Consider the following 17,857-nt stretch of genomic DNA (forward strand, 5'->3'; position numbering starts at 1 on the left):
TATAAAAGTATCTGAAAATCATAGTATTCGTGCGGTAACAGCTACTGAACTTGATATTTATTTTGCCAGGGCTTTGAGCGCCAGCTTGATGCCCTCGCTCACGCCCACGTCGGCGGGCAGGGCCTTGAGGGCGGCGTTGGCTTCCTTGTCGTTATAGCCCAGGGCCAGCAGCGCCTGCAGGATGTCGGCACGTTCGGCGCTGCTGGCCTGGGGCTGGCTGGCCGTGGCGATGGCATCGCCGAGCTTGCCTTTCAATTCCAGCAGCAGGCGCTCGGCGGTTTTCTTGCCGATGCCCGGGACTTTGACCAGCCGCCCCACCTCTTGCAGACTGACGGCCTGGGCCAGATCGTCGGCGCTCAGGCCCGAGAGGATGGACAGGGCGGTGCGCGGCCCCACGCCGCTGACCTTGATCAGCGCCCGAAACGCCTGGCGCTCCTGCGCGGTGGCAAAGCCGTAGAGCAGCTGCGCATCCTCGCGCACGACGAAGTGGGTCAGCAGGCTGACCGGCTGCCCCAGGGCGGGCAGGTGGTAGAAGGTACTCATCGGCACCTGCACCTCGTAACCCACGCCGTGGCAGTCCACGATGACCTCGGGGGGATGTTTGTCGGTCAGGGTGCCGGTTAATTTGCCTATCATGGCTGGTTCGTCCTTTTTTATCGCTTCTCTGTCCTGGAATTATCCGCGTGATCCTGCGCCACACTTTTACCCCGCACAACAACACCCGCCTGGCACACCTGTGCGGCCCGTCCGACCAGCACCTGCGCACCATCGAAAACGGCTTGCAGGTCAAAATCGCCCACCGTCACGAACAGTTCAAGATCGACGGCATCAAGGCCAAGGCCCATCAGGCGCTGGACGTGCTGCAAGCCCTGTACGAGATGGCCGACGATCCGATCACCGAGGACGCCGTGCAACTGCTGCTGGCCGGGGACAGGGACATGCTCCAGGCCGACCCCGACGCCCTGAGCCTGCACACCCGCCGTGGCAGCCTGCGGGCACGCACGCCCAACCAGGCGCTGTACCTGGACAACATCGCCCAGCACGACATCACCCTGGGCATCGGCCCGGCGGGCACGGGCAAGACTTACCTAGCGGTGGCCTGCGCTGTCGATGCGCTGGAGAAAAGCGCCGTGCAGCGCATCGTGCTGACGCGCCCGGCGGTGGAGGCGGGCGAGCGCCTGGGCTTTCTGCCCGGCGACCTGACGCAGAAGGTCGATCCCTACCTGCGCCCGCTGTACGACGCGCTGTACGACCTGATGGGCTACGAGAAGGTGCAGAAAGCCTTCGAGCGCAACGTGCTGGAAATTGCCCCGCTGGCCTTCATGCGCGGGCGCACGCTGAACAACGCCTTCGTCATCCTGGACGAGGCGCAGAACACCACGCCCGAGCAGATGAAGATGTTTCTGACCCGTATCGGCTTTGGTGCCAAGGCGGTGATTACCGGTGACGTGAGCCAGATCGACCTGCCCAAGGGCACGGCCAGCGGGCTGATCGACGCCGAGCGGGTGCTGAAGCGCGTGCGCGGCATCGCCATTTCGCGCTTCGGCAGCCAGGACGTGGTGCGCCACCTGCTGGTGGCGCGGATCATCGATGCCTACGATGCCCAGGTGCGGGTGTGATGGGCCGTTACCGGGGTCACCAGATCGGCGCGGCCTGCTGGCGCAACGCTGCCCGCAAGGCGAGATAGTCCGGGCACACGCGGCCCACCCAGGCCCAGAAGCGGGGGCTGTGGTTCATCTCGTGCAGATGCGCCAGTTCATGCACGACCACATAGTCCAGCACCGGCTGCGGGTAGTGCAGCAGTTTCGCGTTGAGCATGATGCTGCCGTCCTGCTTGGCGCTGCCCCAGCGCGTGCGGGCGTTGGTCAGGCGCAGGCTGCGCCAGGCCACCCCGAGCTGGGGGGCGTAGTGGTGCAGGCGTTGGGTAAACAAGGTGTGGGCGTGGCGCAGCCACCAGGCCCAGACCAGCGCCCGAATGGCCGGGGCCAATGCCTGCGGGTCGCCCGGCAGGTGCAGCACCCAGCGCTGCGCCGCCACGGCCACCAGCAGCCCTGGGCGGGGGGCGCTGGGATGCAGTTCAAGCTGGAGTTGGCCGTCCAGGTAGGGCAGAGTGGCCCGGGCGTGCCAGTGGATGTGTTCCTGTGCGGCCTGGCGCTGCTGCAGTAGATGCAGCTTGGTTTGTATCCAGCGGGACTTGTCCAGCAGCACCTGGTGAATTTGCGCCTGGCTGGCCCGCAGGGGCGCCCGCACGGTCAGGCCCTGGTGGCCGATTTCCAGCCCGATGCTGCGCCGCTGGCTGCGCACCAGGGTGTAGGGGGTAGGTTGCCCGCTGTGCAGGGTGATCTGTCCGGTGCTGGCCGTCATGGCTGCGCTGGCGTGGCTCCGTCCTGGGGATAGGCCTCGGGGTCGAGGCGACGCATTTCGGCCTCGATCCACTGCTGCACCTGAACGGTCAGTTCTTCGTGCTTGCGCCCGGTGGTGGGGATGGGGGCACCGATGGAAATGTCCACGATCCCCGGGTAACGCAGAAAGCCGTTGCGCGGCCAGCAGCGGGCCGAGGTGATGGCCACCGGCACCACGGGCACGCTGCACATGATGGCCAGCCGTGCCGCGCCGCTTTTGTAATCGCCGACTTCGCCCCGTTGCACGCGGGTGCCCTCGGGGAACATGGCCACCCACACGCCCTGGTTCAGCAGGCGCTTGCCCTGCTCCACCACTTTGTGGAAGGCGCGGCTGCCGTGCTTGCGGTCGATGTGGATCATGTCCATGCTGCCGATCGACCAGCCGAAGAAGGGGATGTGCAGCAGCTCCTTCTTGAACACGTAGGCGATGCGCCGGGGCAGGATGTTGGGCAGCAGAAAGGTTTCAAAGGTCGATTGGTGCTTGGCCAGCAGAACGACGCCCTGTTGCGGGTCGGTGGGCAGGTTCTCCAGTCCTTGCACGCGGTAACGGACGCCGCAGAACCAGCCCGCAGCGCGGATACTGAGCATCAGCCATGCGCAGCCGATGCGCCAGCGCACCATCAGCGGCAGGCCCAGGACGCGGGCCAGCAGAACCCCCAGGGTGTAGGGGATCACCGTGACCCCCATCCACAGTGTGTGCAGACAAGAACGTAAAAACAGCATGGCGGTAGCGGGGGGAGAGAGGGGAAAAGGCTGGGGCGCGGGCCAGCCCGATCAATTCGGCGCCAATGCCTGGGCCAGGGCCTGCCAGTCGGCGTAGCGCGGCAGCGGGCCTTGGCCAGCAGGCGTGTCGGCAGGCGGCAAACCGGGATCGGGGGCAACCAGGGCCACGTGGGCGCCGATGGCCAAACCGGCCTGGATGTGCGATTCGGACGGGCCGACGACCCAGATCTCCTGGGGCGTCGCACCGTAGCGGGCGGCAATCTGCTCCAGCAGGCCCGGGGCCGGCTTGCGGCAGGTGCAGTTATCTTGGGGGGTATGGGGGCAGAAGAAGAAGGCTTCGATGCGGGCACCGGCGGCGCTCAGGCAGCGCAGCACGTGCTGTTGCAGGGCGTTGAGCTCGCCGATCTCCAGGCTGCCGCGCCCCAGGCCGGGCTGGTTGACGGCCTGCACGACGTGCCAGCCGTGGTGGTGCAGGTGGGCGATGGCATCGACGATCCCGGGCTGGGGCTGCCACAGTCGGGCGTCCATGACGGCACCGACCCCGTCGGGGTCGACCAGTCCCAGGTAATCGAATACCGCCACTTTCATACCGGTGCCCGGCAGGTCAGACGCCTGTCCAGCGGCGCAGCACCAGGCTGGCGTTGGTGCCGCCAAAGCCGAAGCTGTTGGACAGCACCTGGGTGAGCTGCGCATCGCGCGTTTGCGTCACCAGCGGCATGTCGCCAAGCAGAGGGTCGGGCGTTTCCACGTTGACCGAACCGGCGATGAAGCCTTTGTTCAGCATGATGGTGCAGTAGATGGCTTCCTGCACCCCGGTGGCGCCCAGCGAGTGGCCAGTGAGCGATTTGGTGCTGGAGAACGGCGGCACGGCATCGCCGAACACGGCCTGCATGGCGCGGACTTCCTGCATGTCGCCCACGGGGGTGGAGGTGCCGTGGGTGTTGATGTAGTCGATCGGGCCGTCCAGCTCTGCCATGGCCTGCTGCATGCACGCGATGGCACCGTCGCCGGAGGGGGCAACCATGTCCTCGCCATCGCTGGTGGCGCCGAAGCCGACCACTTCGGCAAGGATGGTGGCACCACGGGCCTGGGCGTGTTCCAGGCTTTCCAGTACCACGGCACCGCCGCCGCCGGCGATGACGAAGCCGTCACGGTTGGCATCGTAGGCACGGGCGGCTGTTTCCGGGGTGGCGTTGTATTTGCTGGACATGGCGCCCATGCCGTCGAACAGCAGCGACATGCCCCAGGACAGTTCTTCGCCGCCGCCGGCGAACATGATGTCCTGCATTCCCCAGGCAATCTGCTGGGCGGCAGCACCGATGCAGTGGGCCGAGGTGGAGCAGGCCGAGGTGATGGAGTAGTTGATGCCCTTGACCTTGAAGTTGGTCGCCAGGCACGCCGAGACGGTGCTGCTCATACAGCGCGTGACCTGGTAAGGGCCGACGCGGCGGATGCCTTTTTCGCGCAGGGTGTCTGCCGCTTCGATCTGGTTGGCCGGGGAGCCGCCGCCCGAACCCATGATCAGGCCGGTGCGCGGGTGGCTGACCTGTTCGGGCGTCAGTGCTGCTTGTTTGATAGCGTCTTCCAGTGCAATCTGGGCGTATGCAGCAGCATTACCCATGAAACGCAACTGTTTGCGGTCGATACGTGCTTCGATATCGATAGTAGGGACGCCGGCCACCTGGCTGCGCAGGCCCATTTCGGTCATTTCCGGCACGGCGCGGATGCCGCTGGTGCCGTTGCGCAGGGCCGCCTCGACGGTGGCCAGATCGTTGCCGATGCACGACACGATGCCGGCCCCGGTAATGACAACGCGCCGTTTGCTCATGCCTGGCCTCCTGCCTTATCGCCTTCGCGCAGGAACAGGCCGACGCGCAGGTCGTTGCACACGTAAATCTCTTTGCCATCGGCCAGCAGGCGGGCGTCGCCAATGGCCATGCACAGCTTGCGCTTGATGACGCGCTTGATGTCGATCTCGTACTTCACCAGCTTCACGTCAGGGCCGACTTCGCCGGTGAATTTCACCTCGCCGGCGCCCAGGGCGCGGCCCCGGCCGGGCAGGCGCAGCCAGGTCAGGTAAAAGCCGATGAGCTGCCACATGGCATCCAGCCCCAGGCAGCCGGGCATCACCGGATCGCCCTGGAAGTGGCAGTCGAAAAACCACAGGTCGGGTTTGACGTCCAGCTCGGCCTCGATGCGGCCCAGGCCGTGGGCGCCGCCGTCTTCGGAAATGTGCGTGATGCGGTCGAACATCAGCATCGGCGGCAGCGGCAGGCGGCCACTGTCGGGGGTGAACAGCTTGCCCTCTCCAGAGGCAATCAGTTGTTCATAGGAAAAGGATTCGGGCATGGGTCAAATTACTCCGTGTTAGCGCGGACGTGCTCTGCAAATAAATTGGGCCGCAGTGTAAACGCTGGCCCTCTTTCTACGTGTAGGGCACATTATCAAGGGTTTGCACTGCAGCAGCGGTCATTGGGTTTTGACACAGCGCAGCCGCTGGCGGCGTTGCTGCCACAGGGCTATCCCCAGGACGGCGATGCCCACCCCGGCCAGGGGCCACAGTCCGGTGACCGACATCCAGCGGGCATAGGGCGTGAGCGGGCGATGCCCCTGCACCTGGCCCGTCAGCACGCCCTGCCGGGCCGCCGGCAGGCGCTGCACAACCTGCCCACGGTGGTTGATGATGGCCGTTGCGCCGGTGTTGGTGGCACGCAGGATGGGGCGTTCAAACTCCAGCGCCCGCATTTCGCTGATGTGCAAATGTTGGTCAATGGCCACGCTGTTGCCAAACCAGGCGATGTTGCTCAGATTGGCCAGGACGGTGGGCGCCTGGGCGGGATCGGCAAAGTAGGCCGCCAGCTCTTCGGTGAACAGGTCTTCGTAGCAGATATGCGGGGCAATGCGCTCGCCTGCCCAGACAAAGGGTGCCTGTAGGGGCGTGCCGGCAGTAAATTCCCCCAGGGGAATCTCCATCTGGCGCACAAACCACTGGAACAGCGGCGGGATGAATTCCCCGAATGGCACCAAATGGTGCTTGTTGTAGCGGTAGGCCGAGCGCTCGTCGGGCGACCAGCCAACGGCCGAGTTGGTATAGCCCTGCACTTCGTTGCCCAGCGGGATACCCACCAGGGCGGCCTGGTGCCCGCCCCAGGTGGAGAACCAGGAGCGCAGCCCGTCCAGATACCCGTGGCTGAGCTGGTGGGGCAGCAAGGGGATGGCTGTTTCGGGGGCGACGGTCAGATCGGCCTGGCTGGCGTACAGCTGGCGGCTGTACCACTCCAACGCCAGGGGAATGCCGCTGCCGGGCTGGAATTTTTCATCCTGCGCAATATTGCCCTGCAGCAGGGCCACGGACATGGGTGCAACCTCATGGCGGTAGTTGTTCAGCGTGAGCTGGCGCTGGGCATGGAAGCCGAACAGCACCATAGCGCCATAACCGCAAAGGCCCCAGATCTTGGGGTCGCGCAGATCGTCGCGGCGAGCTTGTGCCACCAGCATGGCCAGGCCGGCTGCAGCTGCGCCGATGCCATAGACACCGACCCAGCGGGCCAGGGGAAAGAGCAGGCCGGACGTATGCGCATAGCCACTGGCACCCCAGGGAAAGCCGGTCCACAACACGCCCCGGGCCAATTCGGCCAGAAGCCAGCAGGCCGCAAAGACCAGCGCATTGCCCGCCCGATGGGTGAAGGAAAAATGCTTGAAAAGAGCGCAAGCCGCTGCGTAATACAGGGCGAGAAAAGCCGCCAAAGCCAGCACGCCCGCCGCCGCCAGGGGGGCCGCCAAACCGCCATAGGTGTGCATGGAGGTGAACAGCCACCAGAAAGTGCCCACCAGCCAGCTGGTGCCAAAGAGCAGGCCCAGCAGCGCGGCATCGCGCCGGCGCGGTGCTGCGAGCAAGGCTTTGCACAGCACGGCCAGGCTCAATAGCTGGAGCCACCATAGCGCCGTCCCATTGCCGGGCCACGCCAGGGAGGCGGCGTGCAGCCCACCGGCAGGCAGCACCGCCAGCTGCCATTGCCAGGGGCGAAGTTGCCAAGCCAGGGGTTTCAAGATGGGGTGCTTTCTGCCGCTTCGCTGGCGGTGTTGCCCGGGCGGCGCACCTGGAACCAGCGCACCGCGCCGCCTTTGGTCAGCAGGACGCGCAGTTCCAGGCCTTCCCACTGCAGAACCTCGCCACGGCGCGGCACATGGCCCAGGGTGTGGGCCAGGTAACCGCCCAGGGTGTCGAAGTCTTCCACGGCCTGGGGCGGGAGCTGCAGGTCGAACGCCTGCACGGCGCGAGCCAGGTCGAGGTCGCCGGCCACGCGGTAGCTGCCGTCGGCCAGGGCGAAGATGTCGCCCTCTTCGTCGGGGGTGTCGAATTCGTCCTCGATCTCGCCGACGATCTGCTCCAGTACGTCCTCCATCGTCACCAGCCCGGCGATGTTGCCGAACTCGTCGACGACGATCGACAGGTGGTAGCGGTTGCTGCGAAATTCGCGCAGCAGGTCGTGCAGGCCCTTGGTTTCGGGGATGAAGTTCACGGGCCGCAGCAGTGCCCGCAGCTTGAGCGTGGGGGAGCGCTGCAGCTTGAGCAGATCCTTGGCCATCAGCACGCCGATGATGTTCTCGCGCGTGCCTTCGTAGACCGGAAAGCGCGAATGCGCGGTGCGGATGACCTGGTCAAGCAACGCCTCGAAGGGCGCATGGATGTCCAGCGCATCCATGCGCGGGGCCGGCACCATGATGTCGCCGGTGGTGCGGTCGGCCATGCGGATCACGCCTTCGAGCATGGCCAGCGCCTCGGGGCTGATGATGGCCTTGTCCTCGGCCTCGACCAGGGTTTCGATGAGGGCGTCGGGCGTATCGGGGCTGGGGTGCAGAAATTCGAGGAATTTTTGCCAGAAAGAGCGTTTGTCTTCCCGCTCTGGATGGGAGTCGGACACAGTGGTCAGTGAACAAGTCGAACAAGCTGCCAAGAATAGCCGATTGCAGCGCCGCTGCCGTGCTTATAGGGCTTGACAGCTTAGGGACTATCCGCGCTGGCTTGGGGCGCTGCCGCGCAGCAGGTGCTTCTTGAAGAAGTAGTCTGCTTCGGCAAAGCGCTGCTCCAGGCGCTGGGCCAGACGGGTGTCCAGGGCCGGGGCGGGCAGCTGCAGGTAGGCTTCGGCCTCGGTGCCGTGGTAGATCACGCGAGCGCCGGCATTGGCGGCGATTTTCAGCATGGCGCTGTTTTGCGTCAGCGCGTGGATGAACATGGTCTTGACGTTGCGGTTGCGGGCGTGCATCCCGGCGCGGGCAAACAGGCGGGCGCCCAGCCCCAGGCCCCGGGCGGCCTTGATCACCGAGACGCCGAACTCCGCCCCGGACTGGGGCGTGGGGCCGTAGCCCAGATGGGCCATGGCGATCAGCTGCAGGCGGCGGTTGAAGACGCCGAAGATTTCATCGCGCTCGAAATCCAGCTTGGCCACGTAACGCTCGATCTGCGCGTCGTTGGCGATATAGCCAAAGCGCAGGAAGCGGTCGGCATCGCTCAACTGCAACAGGTGCGCCAGTACCAGGGGACGGTGGCGGGCCTGGAGGGTGCGAATGGGCACCACTTTGGGCAGCAGGGGGCGGCCGGTCAGGCGCAGGAAGAATTTTTTGAAGGCAGCAAACAACATGGCACAAATCCAGGGGTAAACCCTTAATTTGTGCATTGCAACACACAATGAACGTCCGCAAGAATCCTAGGGTAAATACTAAGAACGTGTTTACGATCTCCGCGCGGGTATGCAGTCGCGGCCTCGGGCGGTCTGCGTCGTTGCAAATCCTCGCCATAGCACCGCTATGGCTGCGGTTTGCGCCTAGCAGATCATCCCGATCCGCATCCCGCACCCCTTCGCGCCGAGATCGTAAACACGTTCTAAGATGGGCGCTGCGGCTACAGCGGCACCGAGGTGGTGCCCTTGACGCGGTCGAGGACGAAGCTGGTCTTGCAGTCCTGCACGCTGGGGTGTTGCAGCAGCGTGTCCATGATGAAGCGGCTGTAGTGGCCCATGTCGCTGACCACGACTTGCAGCAGGTAGTCCATCTCGCCGGTCAGCGAGGCGCATTCGACCACTTCCGGCCAGGCTTGCACGCTTTCGCGGAAGGCGTCCATCGGGCTGCGTTTGTGGATGCCTGCGCCTTTTTCCAGACGCACGTTCAGGTAGGCGGTCAGGCCCAGGCCGACCTTGGCCGGGGCGATCAGGGCGACATAGCGCTCGATGATGCCCACGTCTTCCAGGCGCTTGACACGGCGCAGCACGGCGCTGGGCGACAGCCCCACCTGCTCGCCGATCACGTCGTAGGTCTGGCGGCCATTTTCTTGCAGGCGGCGCAGGATGGCGCGGTCGAGTTTGTCAATGTTGTGGCTGTCGGTCATGGCATGTTTTTTTCGAAAATTGGCGTTTTAATCAGGATGCTGCACTTTTATCAAGCCTTTCCTGGAGTATCTGCAATTTTCTTGCGTCATCGGTGAAATCCATTGTTTGGGATTTCCCTTAGATTAATTGACGTTTACGTAAAAGACAATCATGGCCCATGACAGCTTTTTCCACCCCTGGCCCGCTGTGGCCGGAAATGCGCTTCCTGGAGCGTGGCTGGCTCAGTGCCAACAACATCGTCTTCAACCAGGGCCAGGCGAGCGTGGTCGATACCGGCTATTGCACCCAGTCGGCGCAGACCGTGGCCCTGGTGCGCGAGGCGCTGGCCGGGCAGCCGCTGGCGCAGATTGTGAATACCCACTTGCACAGCGACCACTGCGGCGGCAATGCCGCCTTGCAGGCCGCCTGGCCGCAGGCCCGCACGCTGATTGCGCCGGGGCAGGCGGCCCATGTGCATGACTGGAACCCCGAGGCGCTCAGTTACACCCCCACCGGCCAGGACTGTCCGCGTTTTCGGGCCGATGGCGTGCTGGCGCCCGGCAGCGAGGTGCTGCTGGGCGAACATGCCTGGCAAGTCCATGCCGCGCCGGGGCACGACCCGCACTCGGTGGTGCTGTTCGAGCCGCAGCGGCGTCTGCTGATTTCCGCCGATGCGCTGTGGCAGCGCGGCTTTGGCATCGTGTTCCCGGAAATCGAAGGCGTGCAGGCGTTTGCCGACGTGGCCGCCACGCTGGACGTGATCGAGCGGTTGCAACCCGATTGGGTACTGCCCGGCCACGGCCCCATGTTCGACGACGTGGCCGGCGCCCTGGCCGTGGCCCGCAAGCGGCTGGCCGATTTCGTCGCCGACCCGCTGCGCCATGCCCGCTATGCCGCCAAGGTGCTGCTGAAATACAAGTTTCTGGAATGGCAACGCGCCAGCCTGCAACACGCGCAGGACTGGTGCGCCGCCACGTCCCTGATGCAGTTGCTGCGCGAGCGCTATTTTGCGCAGCAGGACAGTGCGGCCTGGACGCTGGCGCTGGTGCAGGAGCTGATCGCCAGCAACGCATTGCGCCGCGAGGAGGAGTGGCTGGTGGATGTTTAGTATGAAATAAATAGCTTCTACCGCTGGTATTCATTGAATTTCAATAGAAAAACACCTTGAAATCCAATGAATACCAGCGGTAGACGCTATTTTTATTTATTCATCCTCAGGGCAGCGCCTTGTTGTACGCCACGGGCGTATCTTTCGGCCCCACCTGCCCCAGGCGCGAGCGCAGCGATTGCGGCTGGCCGGTGATGGCGGCGGCGTAGTTGGTGGTGTTGGCCAGCACCTTCTTCACGTAGTCGCGTGTTTCGGTGAAGGGCACGTTCTCGGCCCAGATGGCGGCATCCAGCACCGGGCCGTTGCGCCAGTTGCGCGGGCGGCCCGGCCCGGCGTTGTAGCCGGCAGCGGCCAGCACCATCGAACCGTCGAAATCGTCCAGCGCCAGCTTCAGGTAGGCCGTGCCGATGGTGATGTTCACATCGTGCTGGTTGATCATCGACGGCTGGAAATCGGTCATGCCGATCTTCTTCGCCGTCCACTTGGCCGTGGCGGGCATCACCTGCATCAGCCCGGAGGCGCCGACGTGGGAGCGGGCGTCCATGATGAAGCGGCTTTCCTGGCGGATCAGCCCGTAGACATAGGCCGGGTCCAGGCCGATGTTGCGGGCGCGGGTCACCACCTCGTCCTTGAATGGCATCGGGTAGCGCTGTTGCCAGCTCGCGAAGCCGCGCGTGCGTTCGCTGGTGTTGATGCAGCGGTCCCAGACCTGGGCCTGGCAGGCCAGTTGCGCGGCGGCCAGCAGCTCGCGGTCGTTCATGCCGCCGGGCTGGTGCAGGTTGGTGGTGTAGTTCCATTCGCGCACGCCTTCGCTGCGCAGGCCGATGCGGATGGCGTACAGCGCCCGTGCCAGGCCGGGATTGGCGCGGGCGCGGGCGGCTTCCTCGGCGGTGGGCGGCTGGGGTTCGGGCGGCGGCAGCACGGCCTGCCCCAGGTCTTCGCGGGCCAGCTGCTCATAGAAGCCGTCGACGCCGGCAATGCTGTCCAGCAGCGCCTGGGCCTGTTCCTGGCCTTGCGGCGTGCCCTGGGCCAGCAGGGTGCGGGCCTTCCAGTAGACCCAGGTGCTGTCCTGCTGCTGCGCGGTGGACATGGCGGCAATCGCCTGCTGCACCAGACCCCATTGGCCCGCCCGCAAAGCCGCGCGGGCCAGCCAGGCCAGGCTGTCGTCGTTCAGGTCGGCGAGCTGCTGGACTTCGGCAAAGTAGTCCAGTGCGTCATCGGACAGGCGCCGCGCGGCAACCTTGCCGATCACGCCCCAGACCCAGTCGCGTTCCTCGGCGGACAGGGTCTTCTGCCAGCGCGTGCGCAGCAACTGGGCCGCCTGGTCGGGATCGCTGGCTGCCAGGCGGATGAGGGCCAGCGTCGCCAGGGCCGCAGGCGGGGTGGTTTTGCCGGTGGTCAGGTATTGCAGCGGGGATTTGAACAGCGTGGCCAGCGGGCCCACGTGCTGCGGGGCGGCAATGGCCAGCGCATCGCGGGCGGTGCCGAGCTGGTTGCGCTCGGCCCCCAGGCGGGCGCGTTGCCATACGGTCTGAGCGGGCAGTTGCTGGGCCGCGTAAAGAGTGCTGGCCGCGTAGGTGCAGCCATCGTCGCTGGCCGGCTGGTCCAGCCACAGCTGCTGCAGTTGCGTGCCGGCGTGGGCAGGCAGGCGGCCTTCCATGCTGGCGATGGCTAGGTCGTAGCAGCGCAACTGCTTGTCGTCCTGCATCCGGAAGTCGGTGTGCAGGCGCTCGAATTCCGCCCAGTCGCGGCGCTGGCCCAGCAACAGCAGCCAGTCGTTGCGCAGCCGGTCTTCCTGGTAGGTGCCGCGCCAGCGCTGCAGGAAGTCTTCCACTTCCTGGCTGGTGGCGCTGTCCAGCCGGGCCTTGAGCGCCCAGTATTGGGCCCAGACCTCCAGCGGGTGGCCCTGGGTGGCGGGCAGCAGGGCAGCCAGGGCCTTGCTGTCCTGCTTGCGGGCGGCCTGCTGCATCTGCAGCAGTACATCGTCGCCCGAAGGCTGCGCGAAAACAACGCCAGGGAGGGAGAATGTGGCGGCCAAAGCCACCAGCGGTGTCAGAATTGCAAGCCGTTTCATTGTGTGGATTATCTGATGGACAAAGTAGCCCTTCGTCGCAGCCTGGTGCAAGCGCGTTTGCAGATGCCCGACCGCCAGGAATGCAACCAGGCCTTGCAAAGGGCCATGCGCATCTGGCTGGTCGGACGTACCGATACGGTGATCGGCGCGTACTGGCCGATCAAGGGCGAGTTCGATCCATTGCCGGTGCTGCACCGTTGGAAGGAAGACGGCGAACTGCTCGACAAGCCGCAACTGCGCCGCATCGGCCTGCCGGTGATCGACAAAGTCACCAAAACCATGCGCTTTCACGTCTGGTACCCCGGCTGCCCGATGGAGGAGGATGCCTACGGCATTCCCAAACCCAAGGATACCGAGGTGATCGAGCCGACCCTGCTCTTCGTCCCCTGTGTCGGCTACGGCGCCGGGGGCTACCGCCTGGGCTATGGCGGCGGCTTTTACGACCGTACCCTGGCACAGCTGCAGCCCAAGCCGTTTACCGTGGGCCTGGGGTTCGCAGCAGGGTACATCGATTGCTTTGAGCCGGAAGCGCACGACCAGCCCCTGGATACCATCCTGAACGACTACGGCGCGGTCTGGCCGGTCTTTTGAAGCGTTGCATGCCCACGATGATGGGGGCCGCTGTTTTTTACGTTGCCTGCGGTAAACACCGCCTTCGTACTGTGATCTGCGGGGCAAGATACAGTGCAGGCCTCAAGATTGCCGCATTCGAGCCGACAAGAAATACGGTATTGCCCCTTTAGTTCCTTTTTTTGACTGCCCGGCAGTCTGACAAAATCCATCTCCTATGTTTGCCCTTATTGGTTATGCCATCGCTTTCGGTTGCGTGTTCGGCGTGTATATCTTGCACGGCGGCAACGTTGCCGTCCTGGCCGAGGCGCTGCCCTTCGAAATGGCCACCATTGGTGGTTCGGCCTTTGGCGCGTTCCTGGTTTCCAATCCGCCCAAAGTGCTCAAGGCCACGATAGCGGCGGTTCTGGGTGCTTTCAAAGGAGCGCGGCAGAACAAGGCCCGTTTCATGGATTTGCTGGCGCTGCTCTACGACATCCTGCAAAAAGCCCGGAAAGAAGGGCTGATGTCCATTGAAGGGGATGTGGAAGAACCGCAAAACTCGCCCCTGTTCCAGAAATACCCCAACCTGTTGGCAGACCATCATCTGATGGACTTCATGACCGACTATCTGCGCATGATGGTTTCCGGCAATCTCAATTCGCATGAGATCGAATCCCTTATGGACAATGAGATCGAGGCTCACCATCAGGAAGCACATCGTCCGGTGATGGCCTTGCAGCGTTTGGCGGGTGCCCTGCCGGCCTTCGGTATCGTCGCTGCCGTGCTGGGGGTGGTCAATACGATGGGTTCCGTCGGGCAGCCGCCCTCGGTGCTGGGGGGGATGATCGCATCGGCACTGGTCGGCACGTTCCTGGGGATTTTGCTTGCCTATGCCCTGGTGGAGCCCATGGCCTGTTTGGTGGAACACAACGTGCAAGATGCCTCGAAAGAGTTTGACTGCGTCAAATGCACCTTGATTGCCAGTATGCAAGGCTACAACCCGCCCACTGCCATCGAGTTTGGCCGCAAGGTGCTGTTCTCCACCGAGCGCCCCGGGTTCCTGGAGCTGGAGTCCCACGTCAAGGGCAAGAAGTAAATGGCAACCTCTCCCCAGGGTCAGGCGGGTGGGAGCGAGAAAAAGCTCCAGCCCATCATCATCAAGCGCATCAAGAAGGGCGGTCATGCCGCCCATGGCGGCGCGTGGAAGATCGCCTATGCCGACTTTGTGACGGCCATGATGGCCTTTTTCCTGCTGATGTGGCTGCTCGGCTCTACGGCCAAGGGGGACTTGCAAGGGATCGCTGCCTACTTCAATTCCCCGCTGAAAGTGGCCATGCAAGGTGGCGACGGTGCTGGCAACAGCTCCAGCATCATTCCGGGCGGCGGTACCGACCTGGCCCGTATCAGTGGTCAGGTCAAGCGCTCGGAATCCGACGCCGATACCAGCCGACGCAAGGACATTGACGCCAAGGCCCGACGTGCCCAGGAAGATGCGCAGCGTATCAAGGCGCTGCGGGCCAAGATCGATGCCGTGATCTCCAGCAACGCCACCCTTAACGAATACCGCTCGCAAATCCGCATGGACGTCACGCCGGATGGCCTGCAAATCCAGATCGTTGACGAGCAGAACCGTCCCATGTTCGACATCGGCAGCGCCATCGTCAAACCGTATATGCGTGACATCCTGCGTGAAGTGGGGGCAGCGTTGGGGGGCGTGGAAAACCGTATCAGCCTGGCGGGCCACACCGATGCCGCTCCGTACGGCAATGGTGAGCGTGGCTATGGCAACTGGGAATTGTCGGTAGACCGTGCCAATGCTTCACGCCGTGAATTGGTGGCTGCCGGCATGCCGGACGACAAGCTGGCCCGGGTCGTCGGGTTGGCCTCTACGGATTTGCTGTTGCCCGATCAACCGCGTGCGCCGCAAAACCGGCGCATCACGATTACCGTCCTCACGCGCGAGGCCGAGGAGCGACTCCTGGGGAAAAACCCCCAGGTCGTTACCCAGGAAACCGCCGTGCCGCAAGTGCTGGCAGGGCAAACCCCGGACAATCCACCCTCTGAACCGGAGACAATACCGGCATTGGCAGATGGATTGGCAGCGCAGCCGACTGCGACCAGTTCGACTGCACCTTGACTAATAACTTTTGACCGAAAGGGGCCCGTGTGGCGAATACTGCCCTTCGTTTTTTGATCGTCGACGACTTCTCCACCATGCGCCGTATTGTGCGCAACCTGCTGAAGGAAAGCGGGTTTTCCGAAGCTGATGAAGCCGAAGATGGTGTCGTTGCCCTGCAGAAGCTGCGCAGCAGCAAGTTCGATTTTGTCGTAACCGACATCAACATGCCGAACATGAACGGCTTTCAGCTTCTGGCTGAAGTGAAGTCGGACGAAAAGCTCAAGCACCTGCCGGTGCTGATGGTGACGGCCGAAGCCCGCAAGGAGGATATCGTTGCTGCCGCCCAGGGCGGAGCGGCCGGTTATATCGTCAAGCCCTTTACCAAGGCGACCTTGGAAGAGAAAGTAAACCTGATCCTGAAAAAGCAGGGTCTGGCGTAAAGCGTTATGCAAGAAGAACAGTCCCCTCCCCCCCCTGTGGATGCCCCCGCAGCCAGTCTGGGCCAAGGCGGGGTGCACAACAAACTGGGTTTGCTGACGCGCCAGTTGCACGATGCTCTGCGTGAGTTGGGGTATGCCGACCGCCTGCGCAGTTCTGCCGACAAGCTGCCCGACGCCCAGAATCGCTTGTCCTATATCGCCCGCCTGACAGGCGAAGCGGCGGAAAAAGTCCTCACCCTGGTCGATGACGCGAAGGTACGGCAAACTACTATCGTCAGTGAAACCAAACGGATGCGGCAGTCCATGATTGCCGATCCTGTGGCGGCTGTGGCCAAGGGCCACATCATGAATTACCTGGAGGAGATGGAAAAATCCACGGAAATCGTGGATCAGCAGCTCACCGACATCATGATGGCGCAGGATTTTCATGACCTGACCGGACAGGTTATTGCTAAGGTGGTTAGCCTTGCCTCGAACCTGGAAAGTCAACTGGTCGAGCTGCTGCTGCAAACCGCGCCTCCTGGTGCGGTGCCTGTGACACCGGCTACCGAGCCTGTGCCGGAAGCGGCGAATGCCGAGGATGCCTGGGCCGCAGCCCTTGCAGAAGGCGCTTCCGGGGAAGTGGCGTCACCGGCACACCCGGAACTCAGCGGCCCGGTGGTCGACCCGCAAGGCTCGCCCAATGTGGTGTCCTCGCAGTCCGAAGTGGACGATTTGCTTGCCAGCTTGGGTTTTTAATAAAAAGCGCCTTAAACCCTTGTGGAGCAAGCGGTATAAGCTCCTGTTTTTAAGCTATTTCGGACTTTTTTGTATCCGGGTGAAAGAATAAGCGCCGCTTAACAAGCGCTTATTCCTGCTTTACCGGGAAGGCGGATCCGGACAATGGCATGAGACCTTACCTCTCATGCCACCATGGAATCGAGCCAAGATAAATCCCTTCCAGCAACCGCCAGGAAGCTGCAGAAAACCCGCGAGAACGGACAGACGTCACGTTCGCGGGATCTGTCGCATCTGGCGGTTTTGGGCGTCGGCTGTGCCGTGGTACTGGCAGGGGGGCCGACTTTGCTGCAGCACATGCGTATTGAAATGGGGCGGCAACTGACCTTTGATGGGGCCAGCGTATTGGTGCCGCAGCTGATGCTGGAACGCCTGGCAAGCATGATGGGCCTTGGCATTGTCGGGGTGTGCGTGTTTGCCCTGTGCATCAATATCGCCTCTATCTTGCTCAGTCTGATGTCTGGCGGCTGGGTCTTCAGCTGGAAGCCCATCATGCCCAAGTTCAGCAAGCTCAATCCCCTGGCCGGGCTGGGCAATGTGTTTTCCAAGCAGCAGCTGATAACGGCGCTGAAAAACGTGGCACTCACGCTGATTCTGGGTTTTGTCGCCTGGCTGCATATCCGCGATGGCATCCCTTATGTCGCCAAGCTGCCCGCCCAGGGCAGTCCGATGGCGCTGGCCATGGTGGGCAACTGGATCCTGTCCGGCCTTGCCATGCTGATGCTGGTCGTGTTCATCATTGCCCTGATTGACGTGCCCTTGCAGAAATTCCTGTTCCTGCAGCGCTTGAAGATGAGCCACCAGGAAGTCAAACAGGAACACAAGGAGTCCGAAGGCAGCCCGGAGGTCAAGGGCAAGATTCGCCAAAAGCAGCGCGAGATGGCGCACCGTGCCTCTGTCTCCCGCGTGCCGACGGCCGACTTCGTGGTCACCAACCCGACCCACTATGCCGTGGCCTTGCGCTACGACGAAGCGACCATGGCAGCGCCTCAAGTGGTGGCCATGGGGGCGGATTTGATCGCTTTGAAAATCCGTGAAGTGGCCAAGGCCCACAGCGTGCCGGTGCTGGAGTCACCGATGCTGGCCCGGGCCTTGTATGCCCATGCCGAGCTGGACCAGGCCATACCGGCACAGCTTTATACCGCCGTCGCCCAGGTGCTGGCCTATGTCTATCGCCTGAAAGCCAGCCTGCGTGGGGATGCCCCTGCGCCGGGGGTGCTGGTGCAGCCGGACGTGCCGCAAGAGCTGGATCCGCACAGCAAAAAGCGCCCCCCGGCGCAGAACGTTTGATAAATCG

19 protein-coding genes are annotated in these 17,857 nt (G+C 63.6%); 8 read left to right on the forward strand and 11 right to left on the reverse strand.

The features are described from left to right. Positions 1-57 precede the first annotated feature (57 nt). Entirely contained in the window at positions 58-636 is a 579-nt protein-coding gene (gene ruvA / locus ACFO3A_RS08360; RefSeq protein ID WP_377725575.1) for a Holliday junction branch migration protein RuvA, read from the reverse strand. 47 nt (positions 637-683) lie between these two features. Between ruvA and ACFO3A_RS08365 the strand changes: the two genes are divergently transcribed. Continuing rightward, a complete protein-coding gene (locus ACFO3A_RS08365) occupies positions 684-1,619 on the forward strand; it encodes a PhoH family protein (RefSeq protein WP_377725576.1) in 936 nt (311 codons plus the stop codon). A gap of 16 nt (positions 1,620-1,635) precedes the next feature. On the opposite strand, the gene ACFO3A_RS08370 is transcribed toward ACFO3A_RS08365, so the two are convergent. From ACFO3A_RS08370 to ACFO3A_RS08410, 9 genes are all read right to left on the reverse strand, one after another. After that, positions 1,636-2,364, reverse strand: a complete 729-nt coding sequence (locus tag ACFO3A_RS08370) for a M48 family metallopeptidase (RefSeq protein ID WP_377725578.1) — start codon at positions 2,362-2,364, stop codon at positions 1,636-1,638. Beyond that, a complete protein-coding gene (locus tag ACFO3A_RS08375; protein WP_377725580.1) occupies positions 2,361-3,125 on the reverse strand; it encodes a lysophospholipid acyltransferase family protein in 765 nt (254 codons plus the stop codon). The genes ACFO3A_RS08370 and ACFO3A_RS08375 overlap by 4 nt, the downstream gene beginning before the upstream one ends. Before the next feature lie 51 nt (positions 3,126-3,176). Beyond that, positions 3,177-3,713, reverse strand: coding sequence for a D-glycero-alpha-D-manno-heptose-1,7-bisphosphate 7-phosphatase (locus ACFO3A_RS08380; protein ID WP_377725581.1), 537 nt, complete (start codon positions 3,711-3,713; stop codon positions 3,177-3,179). A 16-nt stretch (positions 3,714-3,729) separates the two neighbouring features. After that, positions 3,730-4,953, reverse strand: coding sequence for a beta-ketoacyl-ACP synthase I (gene fabB, locus ACFO3A_RS08385; protein ID WP_377725583.1), 1,224 nt, complete (start codon positions 4,951-4,953; stop codon positions 3,730-3,732). Continuing rightward, entirely contained in the window at positions 4,950-5,474 is a 525-nt protein-coding gene (gene fabA / locus ACFO3A_RS08390) for a 3-hydroxyacyl-[acyl-carrier-protein] dehydratase FabA (protein WP_377725585.1), read from the reverse strand. The genes fabB and fabA overlap by 4 nt, the downstream gene beginning before the upstream one ends. 120 nt (positions 5,475-5,594) lie before the next feature. Beyond that, positions 5,595-7,175, reverse strand: coding sequence for an apolipoprotein N-acyltransferase (gene lnt / locus ACFO3A_RS08395; RefSeq protein WP_377725587.1), 1,581 nt, complete (start codon positions 7,173-7,175; stop codon positions 5,595-5,597). After that, on the reverse strand, positions 7,172-8,050 hold the full coding sequence (locus ACFO3A_RS08400) for an HlyC/CorC family transporter (RefSeq protein ID WP_377725588.1): 879 nt from the start codon (positions 8,048-8,050) through the stop codon (positions 7,172-7,174). Before ACFO3A_RS08400 ends, lnt begins: the two co-directional genes overlap by 4 nt. Before the next feature lie 87 nt (positions 8,051-8,137). Next, the gene (locus ACFO3A_RS08405) at positions 8,138-8,767 is read right to left on the reverse strand and encodes a GNAT family N-acetyltransferase (protein WP_377725590.1); all 630 of its coding nucleotides are present in this window, start codon (positions 8,765-8,767) and stop codon (positions 8,138-8,140) included. 260 nt (positions 8,768-9,027) lie between these two features. Continuing rightward, a complete protein-coding gene (locus ACFO3A_RS08410) occupies positions 9,028-9,510 on the reverse strand; it encodes an Lrp/AsnC family transcriptional regulator (RefSeq protein ID WP_377725592.1) in 483 nt (160 codons plus the stop codon). 158 nt (positions 9,511-9,668) lie between these two features. Between ACFO3A_RS08410 and ACFO3A_RS08415 the strand changes: the two genes are divergently transcribed. Beyond that, positions 9,669-10,598: an MBL fold metallo-hydrolase gene (locus ACFO3A_RS08415; RefSeq protein ID WP_377725593.1), complete on the forward strand. Its 930-nt coding sequence runs from the start codon at positions 9,669-9,671 to the stop codon at positions 10,596-10,598. 106 nt (positions 10,599-10,704) lie between these two features. Here the strand turns inward: ACFO3A_RS08415 and ACFO3A_RS08420 are convergent, their stop codons facing one another. Then, the gene (locus tag ACFO3A_RS08420) at positions 10,705-12,672 is read right to left on the reverse strand and encodes a lytic transglycosylase domain-containing protein (RefSeq protein ID WP_377725595.1); all 1,968 of its coding nucleotides are present in this window, start codon (positions 12,670-12,672) and stop codon (positions 10,705-10,707) included. 15 nt (positions 12,673-12,687) lie between these two features. Here ACFO3A_RS08420 and ACFO3A_RS08425 point away from each other — a divergent pair, with 15 nt between their 5' ends. The 6 genes from ACFO3A_RS08425 (at position 12,688) to ACFO3A_RS08450 (ending at position 17,850) form a co-directional block, all read left to right on the forward strand. Next, positions 12,688-13,263 (forward strand): 5-formyltetrahydrofolate cyclo-ligase, encoded by a 576-nt coding sequence (locus ACFO3A_RS08425; protein WP_377725596.1) that lies wholly within the window; start codon positions 12,688-12,690, stop codon positions 13,261-13,263. 196 nt (positions 13,264-13,459) lie between these two features. Then, positions 13,460-14,320 (forward strand): flagellar motor stator protein MotA, encoded by an 861-nt coding sequence (gene motA / locus ACFO3A_RS08430; RefSeq protein WP_377725597.1) that lies wholly within the window; start codon positions 13,460-13,462, stop codon positions 14,318-14,320. Continuing rightward, positions 14,321-15,361, forward strand: a complete 1,041-nt coding sequence (motB, locus tag ACFO3A_RS08435) for a flagellar motor protein MotB (protein ID WP_377725598.1) — start codon at positions 14,321-14,323, stop codon at positions 15,359-15,361. Positions 15,362-15,390: 29 nt separating this feature from the next. Then, positions 15,391-15,783 (forward strand): chemotaxis response regulator CheY, encoded by a 393-nt coding sequence (cheY, locus tag ACFO3A_RS08440; RefSeq protein WP_377725599.1) that lies wholly within the window; start codon positions 15,391-15,393, stop codon positions 15,781-15,783. A gap of 6 nt (positions 15,784-15,789) precedes the next feature. Continuing rightward, on the forward strand, positions 15,790-16,521 hold the full coding sequence (locus ACFO3A_RS08445; RefSeq protein ID WP_377725601.1) for a protein phosphatase CheZ: 732 nt from the start codon (positions 15,790-15,792) through the stop codon (positions 16,519-16,521). A 174-nt stretch (positions 16,522-16,695) separates the two neighbouring features. After that, positions 16,696-17,850 carry an EscU/YscU/HrcU family type III secretion system export apparatus switch protein gene (locus ACFO3A_RS08450; RefSeq protein ID WP_377725602.1) on the forward strand — a complete coding sequence of 385 codons (1,155 nt, stop codon included), beginning with the start codon at positions 16,696-16,698 and terminating at the stop codon, positions 17,848-17,850. Positions 17,851-17,857 lie beyond the last annotated feature (7 nt).

The sequence above is a fragment of the Comamonas nitrativorans genome (assembly GCF_042654765.1).
Lineage (GTDB): Bacteria > Pseudomonadota > Gammaproteobacteria > Burkholderiales > Burkholderiaceae_C > Comamonas > Comamonas nitrativorans.